General features: G+C 68.1%; 21 protein-coding genes. 10 read left to right on the top strand and 11 right to left on the bottom strand.

From position 1 onward, the window contains the following. The 5 genes from WG921_RS00850 to WG921_RS00830 form a co-directional block, all read right to left on the bottom strand. Positions 1 to 3093: an efflux RND transporter permease subunit gene (locus tag WG921_RS00850; protein WP_340107272.1), complete on the bottom strand. Its 3093-nt coding sequence runs from the start codon at positions 3091 to 3093 to the stop codon at positions 1 to 3. After that, positions 3090 to 4175: an efflux RND transporter periplasmic adaptor subunit gene (locus WG921_RS00845; protein WP_340107271.1), complete on the bottom strand. Its 1086-nt coding sequence runs from the start codon at positions 4173 to 4175 to the stop codon at positions 3090 to 3092. Before WG921_RS00845 ends, WG921_RS00850 begins: the two co-directional genes overlap by 4 nt. Before the next feature lie 632 nt (positions 4176 to 4807). After that, positions 4808 to 6775, bottom strand: a complete 1968-nt coding sequence (locus WG921_RS00840; protein WP_340107270.1) for a heavy metal translocating P-type ATPase — start codon at positions 6773 to 6775, stop codon at positions 4808 to 4810. Between the two features lie 419 nt (positions 6776 to 7194). Continuing rightward, positions 7195 to 8550, bottom strand: a complete 1356-nt coding sequence (locus WG921_RS00835) for a ferredoxin reductase family protein (RefSeq protein ID WP_340107269.1) — start codon at positions 8548 to 8550, stop codon at positions 7195 to 7197. Continuing rightward, complete coding sequence (locus tag WG921_RS00830; protein ID WP_340107268.1) at positions 8543 to 8860, bottom strand: PepSY domain-containing protein; 318 nt, start codon at positions 8858 to 8860, stop codon at positions 8543 to 8545. Before WG921_RS00830 ends, WG921_RS00835 begins: the two co-directional genes overlap by 8 nt. Positions 8861 to 9005: 145 nt before the next feature. Between WG921_RS00830 and WG921_RS00825 the strand changes: the two genes are divergently transcribed. From WG921_RS00825 to WG921_RS00805, 5 genes are all read left to right on the top strand, one after another. Continuing rightward, a complete protein-coding gene (locus tag WG921_RS00825) occupies positions 9006 to 9665 on the top strand; it encodes a response regulator transcription factor (protein ID WP_340107267.1) in 660 nt (219 codons plus the stop codon). Beyond that, positions 9662 to 11047, top strand: coding sequence for an ATP-binding protein (locus tag WG921_RS00820; protein ID WP_340107266.1), 1386 nt, complete (start codon positions 9662 to 9664; stop codon positions 11045 to 11047). Before WG921_RS00825 ends, WG921_RS00820 begins: the two co-directional genes overlap by 4 nt. A gap of 196 nt (positions 11048 to 11243) precedes the next feature. Beyond that, positions 11244 to 11579 (top strand): hypothetical protein, encoded by a 336-nt coding sequence (locus WG921_RS00815; RefSeq protein WP_340107265.1) that lies wholly within the window; start codon positions 11244 to 11246, stop codon positions 11577 to 11579. A 72-nt stretch (positions 11580 to 11651) separates the two neighbouring features. Further along, complete coding sequence (locus WG921_RS00810) at positions 11652 to 13166, top strand: multicopper oxidase family protein (RefSeq protein WP_340107264.1); 1515 nt, start codon at positions 11652 to 11654, stop codon at positions 13164 to 13166. A 106-nt stretch (positions 13167 to 13272) separates the two neighbouring features. After that, positions 13273 to 13401 (top strand): hypothetical protein, encoded by a 129-nt coding sequence (locus WG921_RS00805; protein WP_340107263.1) that lies wholly within the window; start codon positions 13273 to 13275, stop codon positions 13399 to 13401. Between the two features lie 89 nt (positions 13402 to 13490). Here the strand turns inward: WG921_RS00805 and WG921_RS00800 are convergent, their stop codons facing one another. Beyond that, complete coding sequence (locus WG921_RS00800) at positions 13491 to 14258, bottom strand: SDR family oxidoreductase (protein ID WP_340107262.1); 768 nt, start codon at positions 14256 to 14258, stop codon at positions 13491 to 13493. 12 nt (positions 14259 to 14270) lie between these two features. Beyond that, complete coding sequence (locus WG921_RS00795) at positions 14271 to 14945, bottom strand: GntR family transcriptional regulator (RefSeq protein WP_340107261.1); 675 nt, start codon at positions 14943 to 14945, stop codon at positions 14271 to 14273. Between the two features lie 149 nt (positions 14946 to 15094). On the opposite strand from WG921_RS00795, the gene WG921_RS00790 reads away from it, so the two are divergent. The 5 genes from WG921_RS00790 (at position 15095) to WG921_RS00770 (ending at position 21682) form a co-directional block, all read left to right on the top strand. Beyond that, entirely contained in the window at positions 15095 to 16345 is a 1251-nt protein-coding gene (locus WG921_RS00790; RefSeq protein WP_340107260.1) for an ABC transporter substrate-binding protein, read from the top strand. A gap of 76 nt (positions 16346 to 16421) precedes the next feature. Further along, positions 16422 to 17300 carry a branched-chain amino acid ABC transporter permease gene (locus WG921_RS00785; protein ID WP_340107259.1) on the top strand — a complete coding sequence of 293 codons (879 nt, stop codon included), beginning with the start codon at positions 16422 to 16424 and terminating at the stop codon, positions 17298 to 17300. A gap of 4 nt (positions 17301 to 17304) precedes the next feature. After that, the gene (locus tag WG921_RS00780) at positions 17305 to 19812 is read left to right on the top strand and encodes a branched-chain amino acid ABC transporter ATP-binding protein/permease (protein WP_340107258.1); all 2508 of its coding nucleotides are present in this window, start codon (positions 17305 to 17307) and stop codon (positions 19810 to 19812) included. Positions 19813 to 19823: 11 nt separating this feature from the next. Then, on the top strand, positions 19824 to 20747 hold the full coding sequence (locus WG921_RS00775; RefSeq protein WP_340107257.1) for a 3-hydroxyacyl-CoA dehydrogenase: 924 nt from the start codon (positions 19824 to 19826) through the stop codon (positions 20745 to 20747). A 2-nt stretch (positions 20748 to 20749) separates the two neighbouring features. Further along, a complete protein-coding gene (locus WG921_RS00770; protein WP_340107256.1) occupies positions 20750 to 21682 on the top strand; it encodes a 3,5-dioxohexanoate:acetyl-CoA acetone transferase in 933 nt (310 codons plus the stop codon). An 88-nt stretch (positions 21683 to 21770) separates the two neighbouring features. On the opposite strand, the gene WG921_RS00765 is transcribed toward WG921_RS00770, so the two are convergent. From WG921_RS00765 to WG921_RS00750, 4 genes are all read right to left on the bottom strand, one after another. Further along, complete coding sequence (locus WG921_RS00765; RefSeq protein ID WP_340107255.1) at positions 21771 to 22889, bottom strand: baeRF11 domain-containing protein; 1119 nt, start codon at positions 22887 to 22889, stop codon at positions 21771 to 21773. Between the two features lie 208 nt (positions 22890 to 23097). Next, a complete protein-coding gene (locus WG921_RS00760; RefSeq protein WP_340107254.1) occupies positions 23098 to 23295 on the bottom strand; it encodes a CsbD family protein in 198 nt (65 codons plus the stop codon). A gap of 216 nt (positions 23296 to 23511) precedes the next feature. After that, the gene (locus WG921_RS00755) at positions 23512 to 25233 is read right to left on the bottom strand and encodes a SulP family inorganic anion transporter (RefSeq protein ID WP_340107253.1); all 1722 of its coding nucleotides are present in this window, start codon (positions 25231 to 25233) and stop codon (positions 23512 to 23514) included. Positions 25234 to 25279: 46 nt separating this feature from the next. Beyond that, entirely contained in the window at positions 25280 to 25579 is a 300-nt protein-coding gene (locus WG921_RS00750; protein WP_340107252.1) for a helix-turn-helix domain-containing protein, read from the bottom strand. Positions 25580 to 25862 lie beyond the last annotated feature (283 nt).

Raw genomic sequence — 25862 nt, 5'->3', positions numbered from 1 at the left:
TCACTCCCCGATCGCCGGGCCGCCGATTTCCCGCGCGAGGATTTTCTCCGCCATCCCGCGCGGCGTCGTGAAGCGCGCGAAAATGTCGTAGAGCACCGGCGTCACGAACAGCATCAACGTCGTCGCCAGCGCCAGACCGGCGACGATGACGCTGCCGATGGCGATCCGGCTTTCCGCGCCGGCGCCGCTCGCCAGCACCAGCGGCAGCGCGCCCAGAATCGTGGAGATCGCCGTCATCACGATCGGCCGGGCGCGCAGCGCCGACGCCTCGATCACCGCCTCGCGCACATCGAGCCCTTCGTCCCGAAGCTGGTTCGCGAATTCGACGATCAGGATGCCGTTCTTGGCCACGAGCCCGATCAACAGGATCACGCCGATCTGACTGTAGATGTTGAGAGACAGCCCGCCGAGCGCCATCGCGTAGATCGCGCCCGCGAGGCCGATCGGCACGGTCAGCATGATCGCGATCGGGTGGATGAAGCTTTCGAACTGCGCCGCCAGCACCAGGAAGACGACAAGCAGCGCCAGCCCGAAGACGAACCCCGCGCCGGCGGACGTGTCCTTGAAGGCGCGCGATTGCCCCTCATAGCCGAGCTGCGCCTCCGCCGGCAGGATATCCCGCGCCGCGTCGTCCAGATACGTCAGCGCGGCGCCGAGATCGTAACCCTCCGCCAGCGCGGCCGAGAGCTGGATCGAGGGCAGCCGGTCGTACCGGCGAAGCGACGGCGCGGCCGCGGTCTCGGCCAGCGTCACCAGCGCGCCGAGCGGGACCAGCGTCACGCCGTCGCCGGAGCGAACGAAGATATTGGTGATATCCGACGGCGCGCGCCGGTCGTCGTCTCCCGCCTGCAACAGCACCGGGTATTCGCGCCCACGGCTGACGAACCCGGTCACTTCGCGCGAGGCGAGCATGGTCTGCAGCGTCAACGCGATGGTTTCCGCCGAAATGCCGAGATCGTCGGCCCGGCGCCGATCGATGGTGATGTCGAGTTGAGGCAGGTTCTCTTCGAAATCCAGCTCCGGGTTGATCAGGCGGGGATTCTCCTTGGCCGCGTCCAGCATCGCCGCCGCCCACTCCTTCACGCTCTCGAAATCCGGGCCGCCGATGACGATCCTGACCGGCGTCGAGGAGCCGCGAAGCCCGAGCCCCGCCGGCGTGACCGGAAAGCCGCGCGCGACCGTCACCTGGCTCATCTCCGGCGCGATGTCCCGGACGATATCGGCGATGTTGCGCTCGCGCTCCTCCCATGGCGCAAGGCGGAATACGACAAATGAGCGGTAGGCGCGGCCGAAGCTGCCGGAAAAGGTGAAGACGGACGCGATCTCGCCGCTTTCACGAAACGGTTTCAGGATCTCCTCGACCTGCCGCGCCGCAATGTCGGTATGCTCAAGCGTGGACCCTTGCGGGGCCGTCAGCGGCACAAAGCCGACGCCGCGATCCTCGGGCGGCGTCAACTCGCGCGGCAGCGTCTCGTAGATCGGAATCGCGCCGAGCGTCACAACCACAGTGATGGCGATCACGACCAGCGGCGCACGCACCGCGGCGCGGAGCGCGCGCCGGTAGAGGCGGATGAACGGGCCCTTGCGCGGGGCGGCCGCGCCCCCGCCGCGCGGCTTTCGCGCCGAGAGGATCTTCGACGAGAGCGCAGGGCACGCGGTCAGCGCCACAAACGTGGAGATCGCCACCGCGCTGGCCATGACGAAACCGAACTCGACGAAAAGGCGGCCGACCTGACCGGGAAGAAAGGAAAGCGGCACGAAAACGGCGATCAGCGTGAGCGACGTCGCCATCACCGCGAAGGTCACCTGACGCGCGCCCCGGAAACTCGCGGCGAGCGGGCTCTCCCCATCTTCGATCCGCCTCTGGATATTCTCCAGCACCACGATGGCGTCGTCGACCACGAGACCGATGGCCAACAGGAGCGCGAGAAGCGTCAGCGTGTTGATTGAAAACCCGAAAGCTCCGATCAGGATGAAGCAGCCGACCAGCGCGACCGGAATGGTGATCGCCGGCACCAGCGTCGCCCGGAGCGAGCGGAGAAAGACCAGGATCACCATGACCACCAGCCCGAGCGAGATCATCAGCGCCTTGCTCACTTCGTTGATCGACGCGCCGACGAAGATCGCGTCGTCGGAGCCGATGGAGATCGCCATGCCCTCCGGAAGCGTGGGGGCGATTTCCTCGATTTCTGCGCGAACCGCCTCCGAGATCGCCAGCGTGTTCGCCTGACTCTGGCGCAGCACCGCGATGCCGACAGCCTCCTCGCCATCGGAGCGGACGATGGTGGTCTCATCCTCTACGCCCGCCACGACCCGCGCGACATCGCCGAGACGGACCGGATATCCCGCGACCCGGTCGATGACGACATCGCGGAAATCCTCGAGCGAGCCCAGCCGGCTGTTCAGCCGCACGGTCAGCTGACGCTCCACCGATTTCACTTCGCCAGCCGGCAGTTCGAGATTGTTGCGCCTGAGCGTCGCTTCGACATCCGCCACGGTCAGGTTCCGCGCCGCCAGCGCCCGCCGGTCCAGCCAGATCCGGACCGCGAACGGGCGGCCGCCGTAGATGCTGATGGTGGAGACGCCGTCTATCGTGGAAAGCCGGTCGGTGATGTAGCGCTCGATATAGTCGGTGATCTCCGCCGCGGTCATCCGGCTGGAGGTGACGGCGAGGCGCATCACCGGATCGCCGTCGGCGTCGCTTTTCACCACTTGCGGCTGGTCCGCCTCCTCGGGCAGCCGCGAGAGCACCCTGCCGACGGCGTCGCGAACATCGTTCGCGGCGATATCGACATCGCGGCCGGTTTCGAACTCGATCACGGTCCGGCTGCGGCCCTGACGGCTCTCGGAACTGATCGAGCGGATCCCGGCGATGGTCGTGACGGCGCCCTCGATCGTCTCGGTGATGTCGGTGTCGACCACTTCCGACGCCGCGCCCTGATAGGTCGTGGTGACGGTGACGACCGCCGTGTCGACATCGGGCAACTCCCGGATCGGCAGATCCTGAAGCGCGGCGACGCCAAAAACAAGGATCAGCAGGCTCGCCACCGCCGCCAGAACCGGGCGGCGAACCGAGATATCCGAAAGCGTCATGACTTCAGCGCCTGGCCGGCGGTCGCGAGCACCCGGACCGGCGCGCCGTCCCTGACGCTCTGAAGCCCCCGCGTCACCACCGCTTCACCGGGGGCGAGCCCCTCGGTCACGGCGATCACCCCCTCCTTGCGAAGCCCGGTCTTCACCGCGCGGCGCACAGCCTTGCCGTCCGCGACGACGAACACGAAGGTGTCCGCCGCCTGCGCGACGATGGCCTCTTCGGGAACGACCAGCGCCGGCTCCGCCGACAACGTCAGCGACAGCGACATGAACATCCCCGCCGGAAGCTCGCCCGCCGGATTGGGAATCGTCGCGCGGACCTTGAAAGACCGCCCGACCGGATCGATCCGACTGTCGATCGCGGCCACCTCGCCCGTGAACGTCCGGCCGGGGAAGGCGGCGCTGATGGCGGAGATCGGCATGCCTTTCGCGATCTCGGCGAAGAGCGTCTCCGGCAAGGAGAACTGCACCTCGATCTCGGTCAGGTCGTCAAGCCGGGTCAGTTCGTCGCCCTCGTTCACCCGCGCGCCGAGATCGACATCGGTGAAGCCGACTTGCCCGGCGAATGGCGCGCGGATCACCCGGTCCTCCAGTCGCCGCTGCGCCCGCTCCAGCGCCGCCTCCGCCACCGCGAGCCCGGCCACGGCCTTCTCGAGCACGATCGCGGCGACAGCCTTGCTCTCGCGAAGCCGTCGGGCGCGCGCCACCGCGTTCCGCTGCTCCTCGGCCAGCGCCTCCGCTTCGACAAGATCGGCGCGCTCGATCTCGTCGTCGAGGCGGGCGAGCACCGCGCCCGCCTCGACCCGGTCGCCCGGGTCGATCGCCAGCTCCACCAGACGGCCGGAAGCGAGCGGCGTGATTTTCACCGACCGCCGGGCGCGGGTGGTCCCCACAGCCTCCACGGTGCGCTCCAGCGTCATGATTTCCGCGATCGCAGTCTCCACCGAAGCGGCGCGCCGGGCCCGCTCGGCGCCAGCCTCCGTCGCTTCCCCGGCGCCATAATAGCGCTCGTAGCCGAGCAGGCCCCCATAGCCGAGCCCGGCCAGAATCAGAAGGATCAGCACTTGCCGCCAGATCGCCATTCATCGCTCCGAAAACACCCACGCAGGCGCCCACCGCCCTCCGCGCCGGATGCGGCGCCGAACATATAGCGGATAGGCGCGAGCGTCGACAGTTCTCGCGCCCCTCGGTTCAGGCATATCTTCTTGCTCCGCCGTTCTCTTCGAGCGGATTTGATCTTTCAGGCGCGGCGGTTTTACCGGCGGCCTCTTTCGCAGATCGAGAAAAGCCGCCGAACGGCGACCGCAAAGCCCGCACGGCGAACTGCTGGAGATGGGCCGAAAGCTCAATATGCGCCTGGATCCTTCTATTTGCGAGCATCCTGACGGGCGATCTGCGACTGCAGCCTTGTTCATGTCGATCGCCGCATCCGCCGATCAGCTTACGGGGTCCATTCCGCGCCTTTCAAGCGATCCGGCGACGGTTTCGCCCCCCGGAACGCATATGTGCGCAAGTCGTGAACGATGTCGGCCCTGCCGATCTGGCGCGGCATCCGCAACTTGCGGGCGGCGCTCCCGCATCCTTTGTCCCGTTCTCCGATCCGGGCGGAGGCCGTTCAGGGCCGAACAGCGATGCGGCGCGCGCGTCTGGTTGAGCGAAAACCGGCGCAATCGCTCCATCCCATCAAACGCCGGGACCGGGCGGCGCGGAGAAGTCAGCCCCCGCGCCTCTGTATCTTTCTCCAGTAGGACCGCGGCGGGTCGGGCCGGCTCGGGTCCGGGAGAATGGACGCGCCGGCCGCGTCGGGCTTCTTCGCTCCGCCATGCAGAACGGAGGCCCGGAGCATGCGCAAGCCATTGAGCACCACCAGAACCGTGCCGCCTTCGTGGCCGACCACGGCCAGCGGCAGGGGCAGATCGAAGAACAATCCGCCAATCACCAGCACGACCATGGCGCCCATGGCGAAGATCAGGTTCTGCCGGATGATCGCAGCGGTTCGGCGCGCCAGTCGATGCGCCTCCGCGAGCCGCCCGATGTCCTCCGACAGCAGCGCGACGTCGGCGGCCTGAAGCGCGACCTCCGATCCCGCCGCGCCCATCGCGATCCCCACATCCGCGCGCGCCAGCGCCGCCGCGTCGTTGACGCCATCCCCGACGAACGCGACCTTGCCCTTGGCCGCGAGCGCGCCGATCATGCGGACCTTGTCCTCGGGGAGCATGTCGGCGTGGATCTCGTCGGCGTGAAGGCCGAGTTCGCCGCCAATCCGCAACGCGACCGGGCGGCGATCGCCGGTCATCATGATGATCTTCCGGACGCCGCCTTCCCGAAGCGCGGCGAGCGCAGGTCCGGAGCTCGCGCGGGCCTGATCGGCGATGCTGACGGCCCCGAGCAGCATGGCGCCCTGCCCGAAGTAGATGACGGTCTGCGTATTCTCCGCCAGCGCCCTCACCGCCGCGTGGTCGATCGAGGCCCCCATCCGCGCCGCCATGCGCGGATTGCCCGCCCAGAGCCTGCCGCCATCCGCGTCGCCGACGATCCCCTCGCTTGGCCAGTTGATCACGTTCCTCGCCTCGACGGGTTCGCTCCCGCGGATGGTCGCCTCCCGCCGGATGGCCGCGCCGCTGGGATGCTCCGACTGCGCCTCGAGGCCGGCCAGCAGGGACAGGAAGCCCCGCTCATCGCCGTCAAGCGCGACCAGCCTGGTGACGGACGCCTTGCCGGTGGTCAGCGTTCCCGTCTTGTCGAACGCGAAGGTGTCGACCGCCGCGAGCGTTTCGAGCGCGGCCCCGCCCTTGAACAACACGCCCCCCCGCGCGGCGGCCGAAAGCGCGGAGAGGATCGCGGCGGGCACCGAGATGACGATCGCGCAGGGGCTCGCCGCCACCAGCAGGGTCGCGGCCCGGTAGAGCGCCTCATGCCAGTCGCGCCCAAGCCAGATGAAGACCGCGAAGGCGAGAATGGCGCCGACCATGACCGCGATCGTGTATCGCCGCCCGAACCACGCGCTGAAGCGTTCGGACGGGGCCTTCGCGGCCTGCGCCTCGGTCACGAGGGCGATCATCCGCGCGACGGTGCTTTCCTCGACCGTCTTGGTGACGGCCGCCTCAAGCACGCCGTCGATATTCACCGTCGCTTCGAAAACCTGCGCGCCCCGCTGCTTGGTGACGGGCATGGACTCGCCGGTGATGTTCGCCTCGTCGAGCGAGCCGCGGCCGCTGACGATCACCGCGTCGGCGGGCACGCGCGCGCCCGGCCGCAACACGACGATGTCGCCCGTCTTCAGCTCCGCGGCCGGAATCTCCGTGACGACGCCATCGGGCGCCTTTCGCAACGCCGTCTCGGGACGAAGCGCCATCAAGGCCTCGACGGCGCGCCGCGCCCGCCCAAGCGCCCGGCCCTCCAGAGTTGTCGAGACGCTGAAAAGGGTGAGCAGCACCGCGCCTTCGAAGGGCGCGCCGACGACCGCCGCCGCTATGGCCGCGACGACCATCAACAGATCGATATCGAGAATATGATCTTCCCAGAGCGCGACGAGCGCCCGCCATGTCGCCGGCAGCCCCCCGGCCAGATATACGAGCGCCAGACCGGCGAGAGAGAAAAGCTCGGCGCCGACGCCCCGCAGCGGCCATAGACCGAGAACGGCCATGAGCATCCCGAGGACGGTCAGGATGGTCAGCGCCATCATGCGATCCGCGGCGAACAGATTTCTCACATCGTCGACCCGGTTGCCGGACAAGAATGTCGGGGTCTGCCAGCATGAGCCCTCGCCTTGACGGCGGCAATGCCTCTCGTGAGAGGGCGCGCGGCGGCTGGCGTCGCCGAAGACGCGGCGTCGCGCGCCTTCTTCGCCGGAGCCTCGGCGGGGCCGCGGGGCGAGATCGCGTCCTTGAAAGCGCCGATCCGGCGGATCGCCGTCGAATGGCTCGCCCCCAGGGCGCGCTTCAACACCGGCGGGGCCGAGCCCGCTCGCGCCCTTGAGTCGATCTCTCGCATGGCGGGGTTTTCCTTTCATTCGCCGAGACCAATCTGGGAATCCGGCCCGAGAGAGGCCTGACAGCGCGGACAGTCCCGCTTCGGCTCGCCGTCAGGAAGGGCCGCGCCTCAAGCAAATTCGAAATGCTCGAAACGCACCCGGCGCGGCGTCTGGCCCAACGCCTTCAGCCCTTTGAGGACCCCAGCCTTCAGACCCGGCGGGCCGCAGAACCAGAGGTCGGCCTTTCCGACCGCGAACGGCGCCGTTTCGATCAGACGCTCGGCGGTCAGGCGACCGTCGCGCGCGGTCGGAACCACCTTGAAGCTGAACCGCGGATTGCGCGCGGCCGCCGCCTTCAGGGTCTCCACCCCGATCGCGTCTTCGGGCGCGCGGACGCAATAAACGAGGTGAATGTCGCGCCGCTCCGCCTCGGTCAGGCTCTCCGCCCATGCGAGGAACGGCGTGACGCCGACGCCGCCGGCGAGCCAGATCTGGCGCGCGCCGCCCTCGCGGAAGTCGAACCGGCCATAGGGCCCTTCGACCCGCACGCTCATCCCGGCCCGCAAGGCGCCGGGCAGGCGCCGGGTCCAGCCGCCGAGCGCGCGGATGGCCAGCGTCAGCGCGCCGTCGGGGCGCGGGGCGCCGACGATCGTGAAGGGATGCGGCTCGGACAATCCCGCCTCAGGCGCGCTGAAAAAGGCGAATTGCCCCGGCCGCCAGCGCATGGCCCGCCCCTTGGGCGTCAAAGTCACCGCGGTGGTGTCTCCAAGCCGGCTGACCTCGCTGACCGTGAACTCCCTCCGCCGCAGGCGCGGCGCGACGAATTCGGTATGAATCCAGGCGATCACCCCCGCCGCGCCGAACGTGTTCAGAAGCGCCGAGAGCGACGGCCCGGCCCCGGTCGGCGTATCGACGAAGAACTGGTGAAACACGACGACGGCGAACAGGGCGCCCATGAAGCGATGGCTGAACCGCCAGAGCTGATAGGGAATCTCCAGCCGGATGAATGGCAGCCGCCGGAACCAGCTGATCGCGATCAGCGCAAGCAGCGCATTGAAGGCGAGCCCGCCTGCGTCGCCGGCCAGCTCGCCCAGGCCCGTCTCCCGGACCGCGCGCCCGAAATCGGGCTCGAACTGGTCGTGCAGGATCATCAGGATCAATGCGGATACGCCCAGCCACTTGTGCGCCCGATACATGCGGTCGAGCCCGCCAAACAACGGCTCCAGCAGGCGCGGGCGCGCCGCGAGGATCAGGGCCTCGCTCATGGCGACGAGCGCCGCGGCCCCGACGCCGACCCCGATGGCCGCATCCGCGCCATAGGGCGCGTAAGCGGCGAGGCCGAGAACGCCCGCCAGAACGCATGGCGTCGCGGCCAGCAAGGGGCCGATCAAACGCAGGGCGTCGCCGCCGGCCGAGCGCCAGCGGGTGGAGCGACGGCCCGGAGCCAGGCGAACCGTGCTCGCCTGGCGCGCCGCATCAGTCATTGCTTTTCACACCCCGATCCCTGCGGGGGCGATCGTCATCATCGTCCTCGTATTCGAATTCGATCACCTGCAGCGTGCCGGGATGAACCGTCACCTCGATCGGGCGCCCCTCGGCGTCATGGCCGTCGATCTCATAACAGCCGTCGTCGATCTTGATGCGGCGAACCTTCCAGCCGTTCTCTTCGGCCAGCCGCGCCACGGCGTCCCGCGGCTGCCAGTCCGCCATCGGCACGAAGCAGTCGTCGTCAGCCGACGCCGCCCCGGCCGAGAAGACCGCGAGAAAGCCGAGAATTGTCAATGTCTTCTTCATGAGCCAAACTCCTTGCCGCGTTGATCCTGACGCATCTCATGCCGGGCGAAGCTGACAGGAGCCTGACGCGCGGGCCCTGGCGCCGTCAGGTTTGCGTCAGCCGGACGGATCATGGAGGGTCATCGCGAAAGGAACGGGACCAGAGATGCGCATCCTGCTGATCGAGGACGACACCGTGCTGGGCGCCGCCGTGCGGGACCAGATCGCGGGCGACGGCCACTCGGTCGACTGGGTCACGCGGCTCGATGAGGCGAAGGACGCCATGGCGGGCGCCGCCTACGATCTGGCGCTGCTCGATCTGATGCTGCCCGATGGCCGCGGCATCGGCTTCCTGAAGAGCCTGCGCGCGCAGGGCGACGTGACGCCGGTGATCATCCTCACCGCGCTCGACCAGATTTCGGACCGGATCGAGGGGCTCAACGCGGGCGCCGACGACTACCTCGTGAAGCCGTTCGACCTTGCCGAGCTTTCCGCGCGGATCGGCTCGGTCGCCCGGCGCTACTCCGGCAACCCGAATCCGATCGTCACCCACGGGGCACTTGAGATCGACCTCGCCGCACGCAGCGTCCGCCGCGACGGAAAACCGGTTCAGCTGACCGCTCGCGAATGGGCGCTCTTCGAAGCGTTCCTGTCCCGCCCCGGGCAGCTTCTGTCCAAGCCGCAGCTGGAGGAGAAGCTCTACGCCTTCGACTCGGAGGTGGAGAGCAACACCATCGAGGTCCATGTCAGCCGCCTGCGCAAGAAGCTGGGGCCAAAGTTCATCGAGACCGAACGCGGCCTCGGCTATCGGCTGGGGACACCATGAGGCCGCCACGGAGCCTGCAGGCGCGGCTGGGCCTGTCCCTCGGCGTTCTGCTGACGGTTCTGTGGATCGCCGCCGCCTCCGTGACGTCCGTGATCCTGCGGGACGAGATGGACGAGGTCTTCGATTCCGCATTGCAGGAAACCGCGCAGCGCCTCCTGCCGCTGGTCGTCGTGGAGATCGTCGGGCGCGAGGATGACGGCGTCACGCAACGGCTTGGCGTGATCCGCGCGCATGACGAGTTCTTCACCTATATCGTTCGCGACGCCGATGGGCTCGTTCTGCTGCAATCGCACGAAGCGGACCCTGCGGTGTTCCCCGCCTATGACGGGCCGGGCTTCCGCCGCACGGCGGCCCACCGGCTCTACAACGACGATGCGCTGCAGGGGACGATCAGGATCACGGTCGCCGAGCCGCTGGAGCGCCGCGCCGCCGTCGCGCGCGAGATCCGGTTGGGCCTGGGGCTGCCCCTGCTGATCGTGGCGCCCCTTGCGCTTCTGTCCATCGTTCTCGTCATCAGGGCGAGCTTCGCCCCGCTACGGCGCTTTCGCGATCGGCTCGATGCGCGCAACGCGCGGGATCTGTCCCCTGTTCCAAGCGGAGACATCCCGTCCGAGATCGCGCCTGTCGCGATCACTCTGAACCGGCTGCTCACCCGGCTCAAGGCCACCTTCGACGCCGAGCGCAGCTTCGCCGCAAACGCCGCGCATGAGCTGCGCACGCCTCTGGCCGGCGCCATCGCGCAAGCGCAGCGCCTGCGGTCGGAAACCCGCGACCCGGCCGCCGGGGCGCGCGCGGCCGACATCGAGGCCACCCTCAAGCGGCTGACGCGCCTGTCCGAACGCCTCATGCAACTCGCAAGAGCCGAGGGCGGACGGCTTCGTCTGGATCGGCCTGCGGATCTCAGCCCCGTCGCGCGCGTCGTGATCGAGGATATCGCGCGAACCGGAGCGTCCGACCGCATCGCGCTGACGCTGCCGAAGGCGCCGGTGATGTCAAATCTCGATCCCGACGCCTTCGCGATCCTGTGTCGGAATCTGGTGGAGAACGCTGTGCGTCACGGCGCCGACGCCGCCCCGATCGAGGTGACTTTGACGCCTGGCGGGCGGTTGACCGTCGCAAACGAGGGGCCCGTCCTCCCCCCTGAAACTCTGGCCCGTCTGACAGCCCGGTTCGAGCGCGGGGGCGCAAGCGCCGATGGCGGCGGGCTGGGCCTCGCCATCGTCGCCGCCATCGCCGACCGTATCGAAAGCCCGCTGGTTCTGACATCACCGCGTCCCGGCGCTTCATCGGGAATCGAGGCGTCTATCCATTTGCCGGTGGAGGATGCGCCCCTCCCGCGCCGACCGGGGCCAGCGCCTGACGCCGCCCCGCACGAGCCGTGACGCGGGGCCGGCGGGCGTTTCGACCGGGACAGTATTGCAAATGATTTTCGGCGATACGGGGGGCTCCGGCGACCCGGAGCCCCCCGTTTTGCGTCACGCCGAGGTGATGATTCGCCAGGGGGCGCGCCGCCTCCGGCGATGGACATTCGTCCAAGCGGCGCCTAATCTTCATCGCATGGTCTCACGGATCATCTCCATGCTCGCCATCCTCGCGATCGCCTTGGCCGCGACGGTCGCCTCCGCGCATGCGGCGCGCATGAGCGTCGCGCCGGACCATGCGGCTCACGCCGGCGGAATGATGCAGGCGTCGGCCGGTTGCGCGCTTCCCTGCAACGTCGAACAGCCGTGTGAATCAGCCGATTCCGCCATGTGCGTGTTCGTCTGCGCGGGGCTTTCCGCCTTCCTGACGGCGCCGGACGCGGGCGCCGGGCGCGGATACGAGCCCGTCAGCCTTGGCCCGCCGCCCGAGGCGACCCACGCCGGCCGGGCGCCCGCGCTGAACGAGCGCCCCCCAAAATCACGTCTCCTCTGATCGCGCACGGGCCGAGGCCCGCGGCGCTCCATCGGTGATTTTGACGGGACGGAACGTCCCGAGGAGACGATAATGAACACCTTTTCGCGACGCGGCTTTCTCGCCGCAAGCGCGGCGGCGCTTGCCTCCGCACAGCTTCCGCGCGCCGCCATGGCGCAGGCGGCGGCGCCTCTCGCCCTGTCCGCCGCGACCCGCACGCTGGATATCGACGGGCGCGCGGCCACGGTCTTCGGTCTGGCCGGCCCCAGTGGGCAGGGCCTGATTCTCGACCCCGGACAGAGGTTCCGGGTCGATCTGACCAACGACCTCGATGTTGGCGCGATCATCCACTGGCATGGCCAAATTCCGCCCAACGCGCAGGACGGCGTGCCGGACATCCCGATGCCGCTTCTGGCGCCGGGAGAGACCCGATCCTATGATTTCGAGGCCCGGCCGGGCACGCACTGGATGCACAGCCATGTGCCGATCCAGGAGATGCGCCTGCTCGCCGCGCCGCTGATCGTTCGGGCGCCGGACGACCTGACCGCCGACCGGCAGGAGGTCACGCTGTTCCTGCACGACTTCTCGTTCAAATCCCCCGAGGAGGTTCTGGCCGAAATCCACGCGGGACATGGCGCCGGCGCGGCCCCGGGGGCCGGCATGCCGATGCGCGGCATGGGCGCGGGGATGGGCCATGGCGCCATGGGGGACATGCCGATGCGGAACATGCCCATGGGCGGCATGGGCGGCGCGGGCGGCATGATGGGTATGGCCATGGATCTGAACGATCATGACTGGGACGCCTATCTCGCCAACGACCGGACCCTGTCGGACCCCGAGGTGGTGCGGGTCGAGCGGGGCGGGCGCATCCGGCTCCGGGTCATCAACGCCGCCGCGGCCACGGTGTTCTGGATCGAGACCGGGGCGGCGCAGGCCCGGCTCGTCGCGGTGGATGGGCACGCGGTCCAGCCGCTTTCGGGCGGCCGGTTCGGGCTGGCGATGGGGCAGCGGCTCGATCTCGAGATCGACCTGCCGAACGAGGGCGGCGCCTGGCCGATCCTCGCATTGCGGGAAGGCGCGCGCGAGCGGACCGGCCTGATCCTCGCCACCAAAGGCGCCGAGATCCGCCGGCTCCCGGCGTTGGCGGAGACCGAGGCGCCGGCCTTCGACACCGATCTCGCGCAGGAGGCGCGCCTGAGCGCGCTGGACGCCCTGCCGGATCGGCCGGTGGACCGCCGCCGGGTGTTGATGCTGGGCGGCTCGATGCAGCCCTATGTGTGGACGATCGACGGCGCCGTCTGGGGCCGGCATCGCCCGGTCGTCGCGCGGAGCGGCGAGCGGAGCGGCGAGCGTGTCGTGCTGTCGTTCCACAACATGTCGATGATGGGCCACCCGATGCATCTTCATGGCCACGCGTTCCAGGTCGTCGGGCTGAACGGCCGCGCGGTGTCGGGCGCGGTGCGGGACACCGTTTACGCGCCGCCGATGTCGATGGTCGATGTCGCGCTCGACGCCGGCGAGGCCGCGCGCTGGATGCTGCATTGCCATCACATGCCGCATCTCGCCTCGGGAATGATGACCGAGTTCGCGGTCGCGGCTTCGGCCTGACCTGAGATGGGCGCCCGCAACGGGCGCCCCGCGCGGCGCCTCTCCGACCGACCCGCAGGGTTCGGACGCGGGGCGCCTTCCACAACGACATTCATTGGAGAACGTCATGATGTACGGAAGCGAAGTGGGCTACGGGATGGGGCTCGGCATGGGCTTCGGCTGGATCTTCTGCATTCTGCTGCTTGTGCTTATCGGCTTGGCGATAGCCGCGCTGATCAAGTATCTTCGGAAATGAACAGGGGGCGATGACGATGGCATGAGCGCCCGGCGCCGAGACGCCGGCCCGTCGCGGTCCCGGCGCCTCGGATCCGGAGAGGTTTGCTCTCAGGCCAGGGCGCGCGTGTCGCCGCAGATCGAGATCGCCTGTCCCGAGATGGTGCGGCCGCGTTCGCTGGCGATGAACAGCACCTGATCGGCGATCTGCCGCGGCGTCACGTATTCGGCGATCGAGGTCAGCGAGAACGCCTCCGCCTCGACCTCGGCGAAGCTGCAGCCGCGGCTCTGCGCCCGCGCCTCAAGCACCCGGCGCTGGCGGTCGCCCGCGACGAGGCCCGGCATGATGGCGTTGACGCGGATCCGGTCCGGCCCCAGCTCGATCGACAGGGATTTCGTGAGGCCGACGACGCCCCATTTCGCCGCCGCATAGGGCGTGCGGCGCGGAAAGCCGACGCGCCCCGCGACCGAAGAGAGGTTCACGATCGACGCGTTCGGGCTGCGCCGGAGCGCGCCGAGAGCGGCCGAGACGCCGATGAACTGGCTCGTCAGGCAGATCGCAAGCGTTCGCTCCCAGTCGGCGAGGTCGATCTCGTCGACCGCGGCGGTGGGGCCGGCGATTCCGGCGTTGTTCACGAGGCAGTCGAGGCCGCCGAGCCGCTCGATCGCGGCTTCGATGAACCCACGCAACTCATCCGCGTCCGCGACATCCACCCGGCGGTGGAACACGCCCTCCGGCAAGGTCTTCAGCGCGTCCGAATCGATGTCGCAGACCGCGACCGCCGCGCCCTCCGAAAGAAAGGCGTCCACGATCGCGCGCCCGATTCCGGCGGCGCCGCCGGTCACCAGGACCTTGCTTCCATCAAGACCGAGATCCATGTCCGTCACCTCTTAATCGAGAAGAATATTGCGCGACAGGATGAAGTCCGCCGCGGTGCGAATGTCCTGGGCGAGCGCTTCCGCGGCGACGTCCTCGTCCCCGCGCAGGATGGCCGCGACGAGGCGGGCGTGCGCCTCCAGCGACGCGGCGCGGCGCGTGCGCCGCGATTGCTCGCCGACGTCGAGGTTGATGATGGGGCCGGCCTTCAGCCACATGATCGTCACCAGCTCCAGAAGCACCGGGGAGCCGGCCGCGGCGTAGATGTGGAAATGGAACGCCTTGTTGGCGCGCACCGCCTTCTGCGCGTCGTCATGCGACAAGGCGCTGCGAAACGCCTGCTCGGCGGCGCCCAGCAGCACGGGGTCCATGCCGTTTCGGGCGGCCAGCGACGCGGCCCAGCTTTCAAGGTGGATGCGATTGCGCGTAAGATCGAGAAATTCGGCCCGGCGCAGGATCGGCACCGCCGCCGCGCGCTTCGGCTCGACCCGGAGCGCGCCGCGCGCGGCGAGCCGGCCGATGGCTTGCCGGATCGGCATCACCGACACGCCCAATTGCTCGGCGAGCCGCCGCAACGGGATCTGATCGCCCGGCTTCAACGCGCCCGACAGCAGCATCTCCGAGACGACGTCGTAGACATTCGTCGTGAGCGAGACGCCGTCGATGAGAGTCAACTCATTTTCAACCATCTGTGATCTTAGAGCTATTTTCCTGCCCCCATCAAGCGGTCGCGACCGAACGATAACAAACCCTTGACAGAAGTCCGGGCCGGCCGCAACTGTGATCCCAGTTAACAGAGTGATCGGGACGGACCCGACGTCGCCAGGGAGGAATAAAGATGGCTGTGATACGAAACATGAATCGCCGGGCCGTGCTGCGTTCGGGCGGGGCGATGGTCGTGGGGGCGCTGGCCGCGCCGGCGATCCTGCGGGCGCAGGACGGCCCGATCGTGCTGGGACATCTGACGCCGCGAACCGGCTTCCTCGGCCCGTTCGGGGATTATGCGGTGATGGGAGTCGATCTGGCGGTCGAGCACATCAACGCCGATGGCGGCGTCATGGGGCGCCAGATTCAGGTCATCAAGGAAGATTCGGTGAACCCACAGACCGCCACGACCAAGGCCGAGCGGATGATCGAACGCGACAAGGTTGCCGCGATCACCGGCGAGATCTCGTCCGCGTCGACGCTGGCGATCGGCCAGGTCGCGGAGCGGACCGGCACGGTGTTCATCAACACCGGCGGCAATTCCGACTTTCTGAGAGGCTCGGACTGCAAGCGGCACATGTTCCACGTCGAGACCCAGAACGCGATGTACCTCAACGGCGAGGGCTTCTACTTCCTCGACGCGGGTCTGGTGGATGGCAAGAAATGGTATCTTCCCACCGCGGACTACGCCTTCGGCCACGACCTTCTGGAAGGGGCGAAAGGGTTTCTGAAGCGCAACAACGGCGAAGTCGTCGGTGACGATCTGCTCCCCACCGACGCCACGGATTTCTCGGCGATCATGCTGAAGATCCGCAGCGCCAAACCGGACGTGGTGGCGCTGAACCTCGCGGGGACGCAGATCACCGGCTTCCTCAAGCAATATGGCGAATTCGGGCTGGATTACCCGATCGGCGGCTTCGGCTTCGACACCGCGGCGGCGTGGGCCGCGGGCGCGCAAAACTTCCGCGGGACATGGCCGAGCGTCTGGAACCACCGCATCGACACCGAGGAAAGCCAGGCGTTCGCCAAGGCGTTCACCGACAAATACGGCAAACCGCCTGAGAACCAGGCCTGGTCCGATTACATCGCGCTCAAGATCCTGGCCAAGGCCATGAACGATGTGGGCGGGACCGATCCCGACGCGCTGATCGCGTATATGGAAGGCGACGCCAAGTTCGACGTGATGAAGAACCGTCAGGGCTATTTCCACCCGGAGAACCACCAGCTTCTGCAGGACGTCTACGCGATCACGGCGCTCCCGGAATCCGAGGTCGAGAACGAGTGGGACATCTTCACCACGTCGGCGCCGGTGCTTCGGCCGGACCAGCCGCTTGAGCTGCTGATCAAGGACGCGGTGGGCGGAACCTGCACGTTCGGGGCCTGATCCAGACGCCGCCGCCGCCGGGCGCGAGGGGACACCGCCTCGCGTCCGAGCCGATTCGACCAAGCTGAGGACGCACATGGAAGCGGCGCTGTTTCTGTCACAGATCCTGAACGGCCTTCTGGACGGCTTCTATTACCTGCTGATCGCCCTCGGGCTGTCGCTGATCTTTTCGCTGGGCGGGATCGTGAACCTCGCCCATGGCGCCTTCTTTGCGGTCGGCGCCTACATGGTGATCGTGCTGGCGCCCCATATCGGGTTCCTCGGCGCGGTCATCGTCGGGCCGTTGCTGGTCGCGGGGCTGGGAGTGATCGTCGAGCGGCTGCTCTTCAGCCGATTCTACCGGATCGATCCGCTCTATTCGCTGCTGCTGACATTTGGGCTGGCGATGGTTCTGGAGCAGAGCCTGCGCTGGATCTTCGGGTCGGCGCCTCTCGCCTACAACATCCCCGATCTTCTGCGCGGGCAGGTGTTCATGGGCGACTTCATCTATTCGCGCTACCGCATCTTCACCATCGTGGTCGCGATCATCGCCGTCGCGGCGCTCTGGTGGCTGCTCAACCGCACCGCGTTCGGGCGCATCGTGCGCGCGGGCATCCAGGACCCCGACATCCTTGGAACCCTCGGCATTTCGCTCAGACCCTATCTCTCCGCCGTCGCGGCGATCGGAATCGGGCTGGCGGGGTTGGCGGGCATCCTCATGGCGCCGATCCAGCCGGTTCATCCGGCGATGGGGCTCGATGTTCTGGTCGCGGCGTTCGTCGTCGTGGTGATCGGCGGGCTGGGATCGTTCTGGGGCGTCGTCTGGTCGGCGATGCTGGTCGGGCTGGTCAAGGGCTTCATGGTGGCGATCGATCTGTCGTCATGGTCGCTGGCGTCGATCTATCTGCTGATGTTCATCGTGCTTCTCGTCCGGCCGCGCGGGCTGATGGGCGAGCGCATCCTCAGGTTCGAGTAACGACATGCGGCGCCCACACCCTCTTCTGATCGCCGCGGTCGCGCTGGCCGCCCTGCCCTTCGTGCTGATTCCGATTGGGCTGACCACCACATCGGCGGCCGAGATCGTGATCTACGCGCTGGCCGCGATGGGGCTCAACCTGCTGGTGGGCTACACCGGCCTCGTGTCGTTCGGGCATGGCGCATGGTTCGGGCTCGGCGCCTATGCGGCGGGGCTGGTCGCGCTGGCCCTGCCCGGCGCGCCGTTCGTGGCGCCGATCGTGGCGTCCATGCTGCTCATCGCTGTGGTGTCGGCGGGATTCGGCATGCTGATGCTGCGCCGAAGCGGCATCTATTTCTCTCTGATGACGCTGGCGCTCTCCGCCCTCGCCTTCACGGTGGCGTTCCGCTGGACCAGCCTGACGGGAGGCGAGAACGGCCTCGGAGGAATCCAGCGCCCGATCTGGGGGCCGCTGGATTTCAATGACGGCTGGACCTTCTACTACGTCGTCGCCGCGATCACGCTCGCGGTGGTTTTCGCGCTCTGGCGCCTGGTGAACGCCCCGCTCGGCACCGTGCTGGAGGCGATCCGCGAGAACCAGACCCGCGCCATCGCGCTGGGATACGACGTGGCGCGCTACAAGCTGGCGGCCTTCGTCGCCTCGGCCATGGTCACGGGGCTGGCCGGATCGCTCCTCGTGTTCAAGAATCGCCTCACCTCGGCCGAGCCGATGTCGATCGTGTTCTCGGGCGAGTTGCTGGCCATGGTCGTCATCGGCGGCATGCGGGGATTTCTGGGGCCGGCGCTCGGCGCGCTCTTCTACATCCTCTTTCGGGAATATCTGTCGATCTACACGGACAACTGGCTGCTGTGGTTCGGCCTGATCTTCATGGGGTTCGTGTTTTTCGCGCGCGAGGGTCTGGTCGGCCTGGGCCGCCAGTTCCTCGAGCGCTTCTTTCCCGGCCCGGAGACCGACGCCGCCATGGCCGCCCGCAAGGCCGAGGTTCTCCCGCTCCCGCCGATGCTGCGGCGCGCGCCCGAAAGCGGCCCGGTGCTGGAGGCGCGGGGGATCGGCAAATCCTTCGGCGCGTTCCGGGCGGTCGACGCCGTGGACCTCAAGGTGATGGACCGGACGCTTCACGCGCTCATCGGGCCAAACGGCGCCGGCAAGACCACGACCTTCAATCTGCTGATGGGGATGATCCCGCCCGATGAGGGCGCCGTCACGCTGGGCGGGGTCGGCCTGGCCGGCCTCTCCCCCGACCGGGCGGCGCAGATGGGCGTCGGCCGGTCGTTTCAGATCACCAGCCTGTTCCCCGATCTGACCGTGCGCGAGAACGTGCGCCTTGCGGTTCAGGTCAGCCACGCCGCGCGGATGAACCCGTGGCGCGCGGCGGCCGGGTTCGACGAGATCGACGACGAGACCGGCCAGATGCTGCGCTGGGCCGGGCTGGCGGGGATGGACGGCGCCCGCGCCTCGTCGCTGTCCTATGGCGGTCAACGTCTGCTGGATCTGGCGCTGGCGCTGGCCTCGCGCCCGCGGATTCTGCTGGCCGACGAGCCGCTGGCCGGCCTCTCGGCGGCGGAGCGCGAGCGGGTCGGCAACATGCTGAAGCAGGTGTCCGCGTCCCTGCCGGTGCTGCTGGTCGAGCACGATATCGACCGGGTGTTCCGGCTCTCGGACCATGTGACGGTGATGAACGAGGGCAAGGTCCTGCTCGACGGCTCGGTCGAGGAGGTGCGCGTCGACGACCGGGTGCGCGAAATCTACATCGGCTCGGGCACGACCAAGGTGGCCGCCATGGCCCACCACACGGTCGGCGACACGGCGCTGGCGACGGTCGCGAATGTGAACGTGCATTACGGCAAGAGCCATATCCTGCAGGATGTCAGCTTCGACGTCCGCGAAGGCGAGATCCTGGCGCTTCTCGGCCGCAACGGCGCGGGCAAGTCGACCCTGCTGAAAGCCATCGTCGGCATCGCGCCGGTGACGTCGGGCTCCATCGATCTCGCCGGGACGCAACTCGCGGGTCTGGATTCCGCGGCGATCGCGCGGGTCGGCGTCGGCTATGTGCCGCAGGGGCGCGGGCTGTTCGCCGGCATGACCTTGCGCCAGAATCTGGAGCTCGGGCGCATCCGCCGTCAGACCGGGGCCGGGACGCATTGGACCGAGGATGAGATCCTCGAATTCTTCCCCCGCCTCGCCGACCGGATGGAGACGGACGCCGACAAGCTGTCGGGCGGCGAGCAACAGATGGCCGCGGTCGCGCGCGCCCTGTCGGGCGACACCCGGCTCTTGCTGCTGGACGAGCCGTTCGAGGGACTGGCGCCCGCCATCGTCGAGCAGCTATTCGTCAGCTTCGACCGGCTCCGCGAACGGCTCTCGATCGTGATCGTGGATCACAATCTCGACCTCGCTCTCGGACTTTCGGACCGGACCGTCGCGTTGGAGACCGGGAAGGTGTTCCACGAGGGCCCGTCGCGCGATCTGGCCGAGGACATCGACCTGCGCCGCAAGGTGCTCTGGCTTTAAAAGGGGTGCGCATGACCAAGATCGCAATTATCGGCGCCGGCCTCATCGGGCGGGCCTGGGCCCTGGTCTTCGCCCGGGCGGGGATGGACGTCGCCGCCTGGGACCCGGAGGCGGAGGTGCGCGACCGGCTGCGCGCCGACATCGCGGCCATGCTGCGCGAGGCCGATATCCCCGACGCGGAGGCGATCGGCGCGCGCATCACGTCCGCTCCGACGCTCGAGGCGGCGCTCGCCGGCGCGGCGCTCGCGCAGGAGAACGGGCCGGAATTGCTCGAGGTCAAGCGCGCCCTCTTTCGGCGCCTCGACGCCGCAGCCGAACCGGACACGATCCTCGCCTCGTCGAGCTCCGCGCTGGTGCCGTCGCTCTTCGCGGGCGATCTGCCGGGGGCCGCGCGCTGCATCGTCGCGCATCCCGTGAACCCGCCGCATCTCGTGCCCGTGGTCGAGCTCTGCCCGTCGCCCGCGACGGCGCCGGAGACGATGGACCGGGCCGAGGCGCTCTACCGCCGCGCGGGGCAGGTTCCGGTCCGCCTCACCCGCGAGATCGACGGCTTCGTGCTCAACCGCCTGCAGGCCGCGTTGGTGGCCGAATCGCTGCGGCTTGTCGCCGAGGGGATTGTTGACGTTCAAGGGTTGGACGATACGGTGCGTCACGGGCTTGGGCGGAGGTGGGCCTTCATGGGCCCGCTCGAGACGATCGCGCTGAACGCGCCGGGCGGAGCGCCGGATTATATCGCGCGCTACGGCGCGGCGATGGGGCGGCTGGCTGACGATGCGGCGGGCGCGGAGGCGTTCTCGGCCGACGCCGCGGCGCTCGTGGCGCGGGCGTTCCCCGGCCTGAGCGACGCCGCCGCGATCCGCGAGCGGCAGGCATGGCGCGACGGAGAATTGGCGGCGCTCGACGCGCATCTGCGAATACGGCAATCAGGAGACTAACCATGGCTGGCAAACAGAAGACGATCATCACCTGCGCTGTGACCGGCGCGATCCACACCCCATCGATGTCCCCCCATCTGCCGGTCACGCCCGAACAGATCGCCGACGCCGCCGTCGGCGCCTACGAGGCGGGCGCGGCCATCGTCCACCTGCACGCCCGCAACCCCGAAGACGGCCGGCCCGACCAGACGCCGGGCGCGTTCGAGCCGTTCCTGCGGATCATCAAGCAGCGCGCCGACTGCGTCGTGAACATCACCACCGGCGGCGCGCCGACCATGTCGATCGAAGAGCGGATCCAGCCCGCCGCGACGTGGAAGCCGGAGCTCGCCTCGCTCAACATGGGCACGATGAATTTCGGGCTCTTTCCGATGCTGGGGCGGTTCGCGAACGATCTCCAGCACGACTGGGAGCGGACATATCTGTCGAATCGCGACATCGTGTTCCGCAACACCTTCGGCGACATCGAGCATATCATCACCACGCTGAGCGAGAATGGCACCCGGTTCGAATTCGAGTGCTACGACACCTCGCATCTCTACAATCTCAAACACTTCATGGACGCCGGCATCGTGAAGCCGCCGCTCTTCATCCAGACGGTGTTCGGGCTGATGGGCGGAATCGGCGCGCATCCCGAAGACGTGGCGCACATGAAACGGACCGCCGACCGGCTCTTCGGCGACCAGTACCGCTGGTCGGTGCTCGGCGCGGGGCGCAACCAGCTGAATATCGCCGCCATCGCTGCCGCCATGGGCGGGCATGTCCGCGTAGGGCTGGAGGATTCGCTCTGGGCCGGGCCCGGGCGCCTGGCCGAGAGCAACGCCGTGCAGGTTCGCGCGGTGCGCCAGATCATCGAGGGGCTGGGATCAAGCGTCGCGACCCCCGACGAGGCGCGTGAAATCCTGAGCCTGAAAGGTGTCGACGGCGTCGCGTTTTAGGCTGACGCGTCGCCCGCCCCCGTTCGGGCAGGATCGGGGGGCGGGCGACGCGGTTTCAGGAGGCCATGAGCCAACCGGGGCGGGCGCTTCAGATCGGATAGCGCAGGATCGCCGCCAGTTCCTTCCCATCGGGAATGTCGGCCTTGCGGACCGCCATGACCCGCGCGCCGGACCGGAGCGCGCGCCCCGCGATCTCATCGACCACGCCGTAATTGGCGGCGTCTCCGCCGTCATTGAAGGTGATCTCGCCAGTCTCCTCGTCAATCACCCCGTTCGTCACCGAATCGAAATCGACGGCCAGACTTTCGATTCCGCCGAATGTCGCCGCCCGGGCCGCGTCGGAGAGATCGCTGGTCGCCCGCCTCTGGCCCGCGCGCTGCTCGAACAGGGCGCGAAACGCCTCGATCCGGCTCTCGTAATAGGCGTCCAGCACCGGCCGGGCCGCGGTGGCCAGTTCCGCCTCGGTCATGCGATCGGGGCTGGCCTCAATGGTCTGGGGCAGCAGATCGATCGACGTGAGCGACCGGAACAGCGCGTCGAGCGGCTGGGTCGAGGCGAGGATGACCGGCATGTCCGAATTCGCCAGAATCGGGCGCAGCGCGGCGTCGACCTTGCGGACATATTGGCCGAGACGCACCTTTTGCCCTTCCAGCCCGTGAACGCGCCGCCCCGCCCCGCTCTGGTTGATCGAGGCCTGGCCCACCGCGCTGGCGGCGTCCTTCGGCATGTCCGGCACGCGGATTTCGGTGGCCGGCAAGTCCGACGACACCTCGATCAGCCGCGCGCCGTTCTCCGATACGGCGAGGACATGCGCGGAATGGGGAAAGGTGATCGCGCGCAGCAGCGGCTTCAGATGGAAGCGGTCCGAGACCTCGACCATGTCGGTGAAGCTGTTCGCGAGGCGATAGGTCCGGATCTTATCGGGGGTCGCCAGAATGGCGAGACTGTTCGCCTGATGCGCCCAGAATTCGTCATCCTCCAGCAGATGATCGAAATGCTCCCGCAGGGGCCAGACGCGCCGCTTGGCGAGGTCCCCTTCCTCCACCTGCGCGATGGCGGTCTTGACCAGATTGCCGAGGCGCGTCCGGCTTTCGCCGATCGCCTGCGTCAGCGGGGTGGTCTTCAAATAGATCGAGACACAGGCGTCCGAGCGGACCTGATTGAGCTCGCCAACCTGTCGGGCTGAAGGCATATCGACATAGAGCATTGAAATATCTCCTGAAAGATGTTGCGGCTATATCGTCTTGACCTCGGAACCGGCGAAGCGGATTTCAAGCCGCGCCTCCCCGATGACGGCCTTATGTCGCGCATGATCGCGCGGCGGACGCGCTTCCATGGCGCCGCCGCCGCCATCTTTGGACGACGCGAACCGCCGCCCCCGAAGGGGCGGCGGCGCCTGCGCGTCTGAAGCGTCGTCAGCTCTTGGAGAGCCAGTTGTCGACTTCACGTTCCGCGTCGGCCTTGGCCTTGCCGTAGCGTTCCTGAATCTTGCCGACCAGCTTCTTCCTGTCGCCCTCGACCACGTCGAGGTCGTCATTGGTGAGCTCGCCCCATTGCTTCTGGGCGGCGCCCTTGATCTGCTTCCACTTGCCCGAGAGTTCGTCCGAATTCATGTTCAATCTCCTTGCTTGCGTCGCCCGCGGCCTGGGTGGTTCTGCGGGGCTGGTGTCATGTGAACGTGAGTGGGCGCGCAATGGTTCCGGCCCCGGCTCGGCCTTGGGCTGAACCCGGCGGGGACGAATCCCTCGCTGGCGGCGCCGATGGATCGGGGCCGGCGCCTAATGTCGGACGCTTCCGGAGCGCGCGCTATTCGGCGCGCGGTCCGCTCATCATGCGAAGCCGGTTCCGGTCGACGCCTCTTTTCTCGCCGCCAGAATCGCCGCGTCCGCCGTCGAGGCGTAGCGCACCAGGGGCTTCTTCAGACCATGCCGGAGAAACGCGCGGCGCATGTCCCGGTTGGCGCCGGTCAGCCACAGCGCCACACCGCTTTTATGCGCCTTGTGCGCGAGACCTTCGATCATGTTCGCTCCGCTGGAATCGAGGAACGGAACCGCCGAGAAGTCCACGATCAGGACCTTGTAGCTGTCCTGGATGCGGTCGAGAACCGAGCCGATGGAGGCGGTCGCCCCGAAGAAAAGCGCGCCGGTGATGCGATAGACCACCACATCCGGATTCGTGGCCGCGTCTTCATCATAGGGCGGGCGCGGCGCGGCGGTGTCGGCACGGTCGCGGCCGACGAAGGGCGTGTGCGTCGCAACCGCCGTCGCGCGGCTCATGCGTTGAATGAAAATCGCCGAGCCGAGCGCGAAACCCACCACGATCGCCTCGGTGAGGCCGACGAAGATGGTGAGAGAGAAGGTTGCGGCCAGCAGGATCGCCTCGCCCCACCCGGAGCGGAGGAGAACCGCGATGGCGGGTTTCTCGATCATGTTCCAGGCGACGACGACCAGAACGCCGGCGAGCGCCGCCAGAGGAATGTAGGCCGCAAGCGGCGCCGCGACCAGCATGAAGAGCAGCAGGAACGCCGCATGCAGCATGCCGGCGACCGGGCCGTGAGCCCCCGAGCGCACATTTGTCGCCGTGCGCGCGATCGTGCCGGTCACGCAGAACCCGCCGAAAAGCGCGGCGCCGATATTGGCCGCGCCCTGCGCCACCAGCTCGCAGTTCGAGCGATGCCTGCGCCCGGTCATGCCGTCGGCCACCACCGCGGAGAGGAGCGATTCGATCGCCCCCAGCAGCGTGAACGACACCGCCGCCGGAAGAACCGCCAGAATCTTCTCCAGGGTGAACGTGGGAAGCTCCGGCCAGGGCAGGCTCGACGGGATGCCGCCGAATCGGGTGCCGATGGTCTCGACCGGCAGGTTCAGCAGGGCTGTCGCCGCGGCGCCGGCGGTGACGGCGATCAGCATGTTGGGCCAGTTCGGGCGCAGCTTGCGCACCCCGAGGATCAGCGCCACGGTCGCGAGCGACACCCCGACGGCCGCGGGCGTCCAGGTCGCGCGCGCGTCCCAGAGCGCGGGGACCTTCTCCAGCAGCTCGCCCGGTTCATGGTCGAGCGAGAATCCAAGCAGATCCTTGATCTGGCTGGCGGCGATGATCACCGCGATTCCGGCCGTGAAGCCGACGGTCACCGGAAACGGGACGAACTTGATGAAGGTGCCGAGGCGGAGATACCCCGCGGCGACGAACATGAGCCCCGACAGGAAGGTGGCGAGGATCAGCCCGTCCATTCCATGTTGCGCCACGGTCGCGGCGACCAGCACGATGAAGGCCCCGGCCGGCCCGCCGATCTGGAAGCGCGAGCCGCCGAGGAGCGAGACCAGAAACCCGCCGACGATCGCCGTATAGAGCCCCTGCGCCGGCGTGGCGCCCGAGGCGATCGCGATCGCCATGGACAGCGGCAGCGCGACGATGGCGACCGTCAACCCGGCGATGGCGTCGGCCCGGAGATGCGCGAGGCTGTAGCCCTCGCGCAGCACGGTCACAAACTTGGGCGTGAAAAGTTCGACGAAGCTGGGCCCGTCGCCATTCTGGGAAGTCGTGTCTCGCATGTCTCGGCCGCACCTTGATCAAGAATTAGGTCGGCGGGATCGTCGGCTATCTGTCGGCGGTCGCCGTCGGGGATTGGGGGGTGGAATCGGAGGGCGTGGAGGGCGCCTTCAACCGGACGCCGCGTCCACCCGCGGGGCTGGCGGCGCCGTCGCCGATCAGTTCAATTCCGGCGCGGTCAAGCGCCTCGACCACTTGCGTGAGGCTGCTCACGACGCCGCGCACATTGCCGGGGCTCGCCTCCATTCGCTGGATGGTCGGGACCGACAGGCCCGAACGCTCCGCCAGAGTCTTTTGATCGATACCGAGCAGAGCCCGCGCCGCGCGCATTTGAGCGGAAGTGATCATGATGCGGATCCTGCAGGAATGATTGCCGCCTGAGACATACTAGTAGATATCTGTAATATCAATCCTAATGTTCCACACCACTTGAACACGCGATCGCCGCCAGATGCGCGCCCGTCGGTGCGGGCGATGCGAGGCGCGCACGCGACGTCAGCGCGCCGTCGCGCGGCTTTCAGCCAACACATTGGAATATATGAAAAACGCGCCCCCTGCTCTCAAGCGGGCCGCGCCGAGATCCGCGTTTCGAGGGCGCTCGCTGGCATGCGCGGGGAAGCTGTCGTCAACC

This window comes from Paludibacillus litoralis (genome assembly GCF_037646705.1).
GTDB classification, from domain to species: domain Bacteria; phylum Pseudomonadota; class Alphaproteobacteria; order Rhodobacterales; family Rhodobacteraceae; genus Pikeienuella; species Pikeienuella litoralis.
The sequence above is the reverse complement of the archived record's forward strand: the minus strand, read 5'-3'. Positions and strand labels throughout refer to the sequence as shown.

Excerpts from the sequence above, each read along its gene's own strand:
- WG921_RS00850 (WP_340107272.1), bottom strand. The coding sequence starts at position 3,093 with ATGACGCTTTCGGATATCTCGGTTCGCCGCCCGGTTCTGGCGGCGGTG.
- WG921_RS00845 (WP_340107271.1), bottom strand. The coding sequence starts at position 4,175 with ATGGCGATCTGGCGGCAAGTGCTGATCCTTCTGATTCTGGCCGGGCTC.
- WG921_RS00840 (WP_340107270.1), bottom strand. The coding sequence starts at position 6,775 with ATGGCGCTGACCATCCTGACCGTCCTCGGGATGCTCATGGCCGTTCTC.
- WG921_RS00835 (WP_340107269.1), bottom strand. The coding sequence starts at position 8,550 with ATGACTGATGCGGCGCGCCAGGCGAGCACGGTTCGCCTGGCTCCGGGC.
- WG921_RS00830 (WP_340107268.1), bottom strand. The coding sequence starts at position 8,860 with ATGAAGAAGACATTGACAATTCTCGGCTTTCTCGCGGTCTTCTCGGCC.
- WG921_RS00825 (WP_340107267.1), top strand. The coding sequence starts at position 9,006 with ATGCGCATCCTGCTGATCGAGGACGACACCGTGCTGGGCGCCGCCGTG.
- WG921_RS00820 (WP_340107266.1), top strand. The coding sequence starts at position 9,662 with ATGAGGCCGCCACGGAGCCTGCAGGCGCGGCTGGGCCTGTCCCTCGGC.
- WG921_RS00815 (WP_340107265.1), top strand. The coding sequence starts at position 11,244 with ATGCTCGCCATCCTCGCGATCGCCTTGGCCGCGACGGTCGCCTCCGCG.
- WG921_RS00810 (WP_340107264.1), top strand. The coding sequence starts at position 11,652 with ATGAACACCTTTTCGCGACGCGGCTTTCTCGCCGCAAGCGCGGCGGCG.
- WG921_RS00805 (WP_340107263.1), top strand. The coding sequence starts at position 13,273 with ATGATGTACGGAAGCGAAGTGGGCTACGGGATGGGGCTCGGCATGGGC.
- WG921_RS00800 (WP_340107262.1), bottom strand. The coding sequence starts at position 14,258 with ATGGATCTCGGTCTTGATGGAAGCAAGGTCCTGGTGACCGGCGGCGCC.
- WG921_RS00795 (WP_340107261.1), bottom strand. The coding sequence starts at position 14,945 with ATGGTTGAAAATGAGTTGACTCTCATCGACGGCGTCTCGCTCACGACG.
- WG921_RS00790 (WP_340107260.1), top strand. The coding sequence starts at position 15,095 with ATGGCTGTGATACGAAACATGAATCGCCGGGCCGTGCTGCGTTCGGGC.
- WG921_RS00785 (WP_340107259.1), top strand. The coding sequence starts at position 16,422 with ATGGAAGCGGCGCTGTTTCTGTCACAGATCCTGAACGGCCTTCTGGAC.
- WG921_RS00780 (WP_340107258.1), top strand. The coding sequence starts at position 17,305 with ATGCGGCGCCCACACCCTCTTCTGATCGCCGCGGTCGCGCTGGCCGCC.
- WG921_RS00775 (WP_340107257.1), top strand. The coding sequence starts at position 19,824 with ATGACCAAGATCGCAATTATCGGCGCCGGCCTCATCGGGCGGGCCTGG.
- WG921_RS00770 (WP_340107256.1), top strand. The coding sequence starts at position 20,750 with ATGGCTGGCAAACAGAAGACGATCATCACCTGCGCTGTGACCGGCGCG.
- WG921_RS00765 (WP_340107255.1), bottom strand. The coding sequence starts at position 22,889 with ATGCTCTATGTCGATATGCCTTCAGCCCGACAGGTTGGCGAGCTCAAT.
- WG921_RS00760 (WP_340107254.1), bottom strand. The coding sequence starts at position 23,295 with ATGAATTCGGACGAACTCTCGGGCAAGTGGAAGCAGATCAAGGGCGCC.
- WG921_RS00755 (WP_340107253.1), bottom strand. The coding sequence starts at position 25,233 with ATGCGAGACACGACTTCCCAGAATGGCGACGGGCCCAGCTTCGTCGAA.
- WG921_RS00750 (WP_340107252.1), bottom strand. The coding sequence starts at position 25,579 with ATGATCACTTCCGCTCAAATGCGCGCGGCGCGGGCTCTGCTCGGTATC.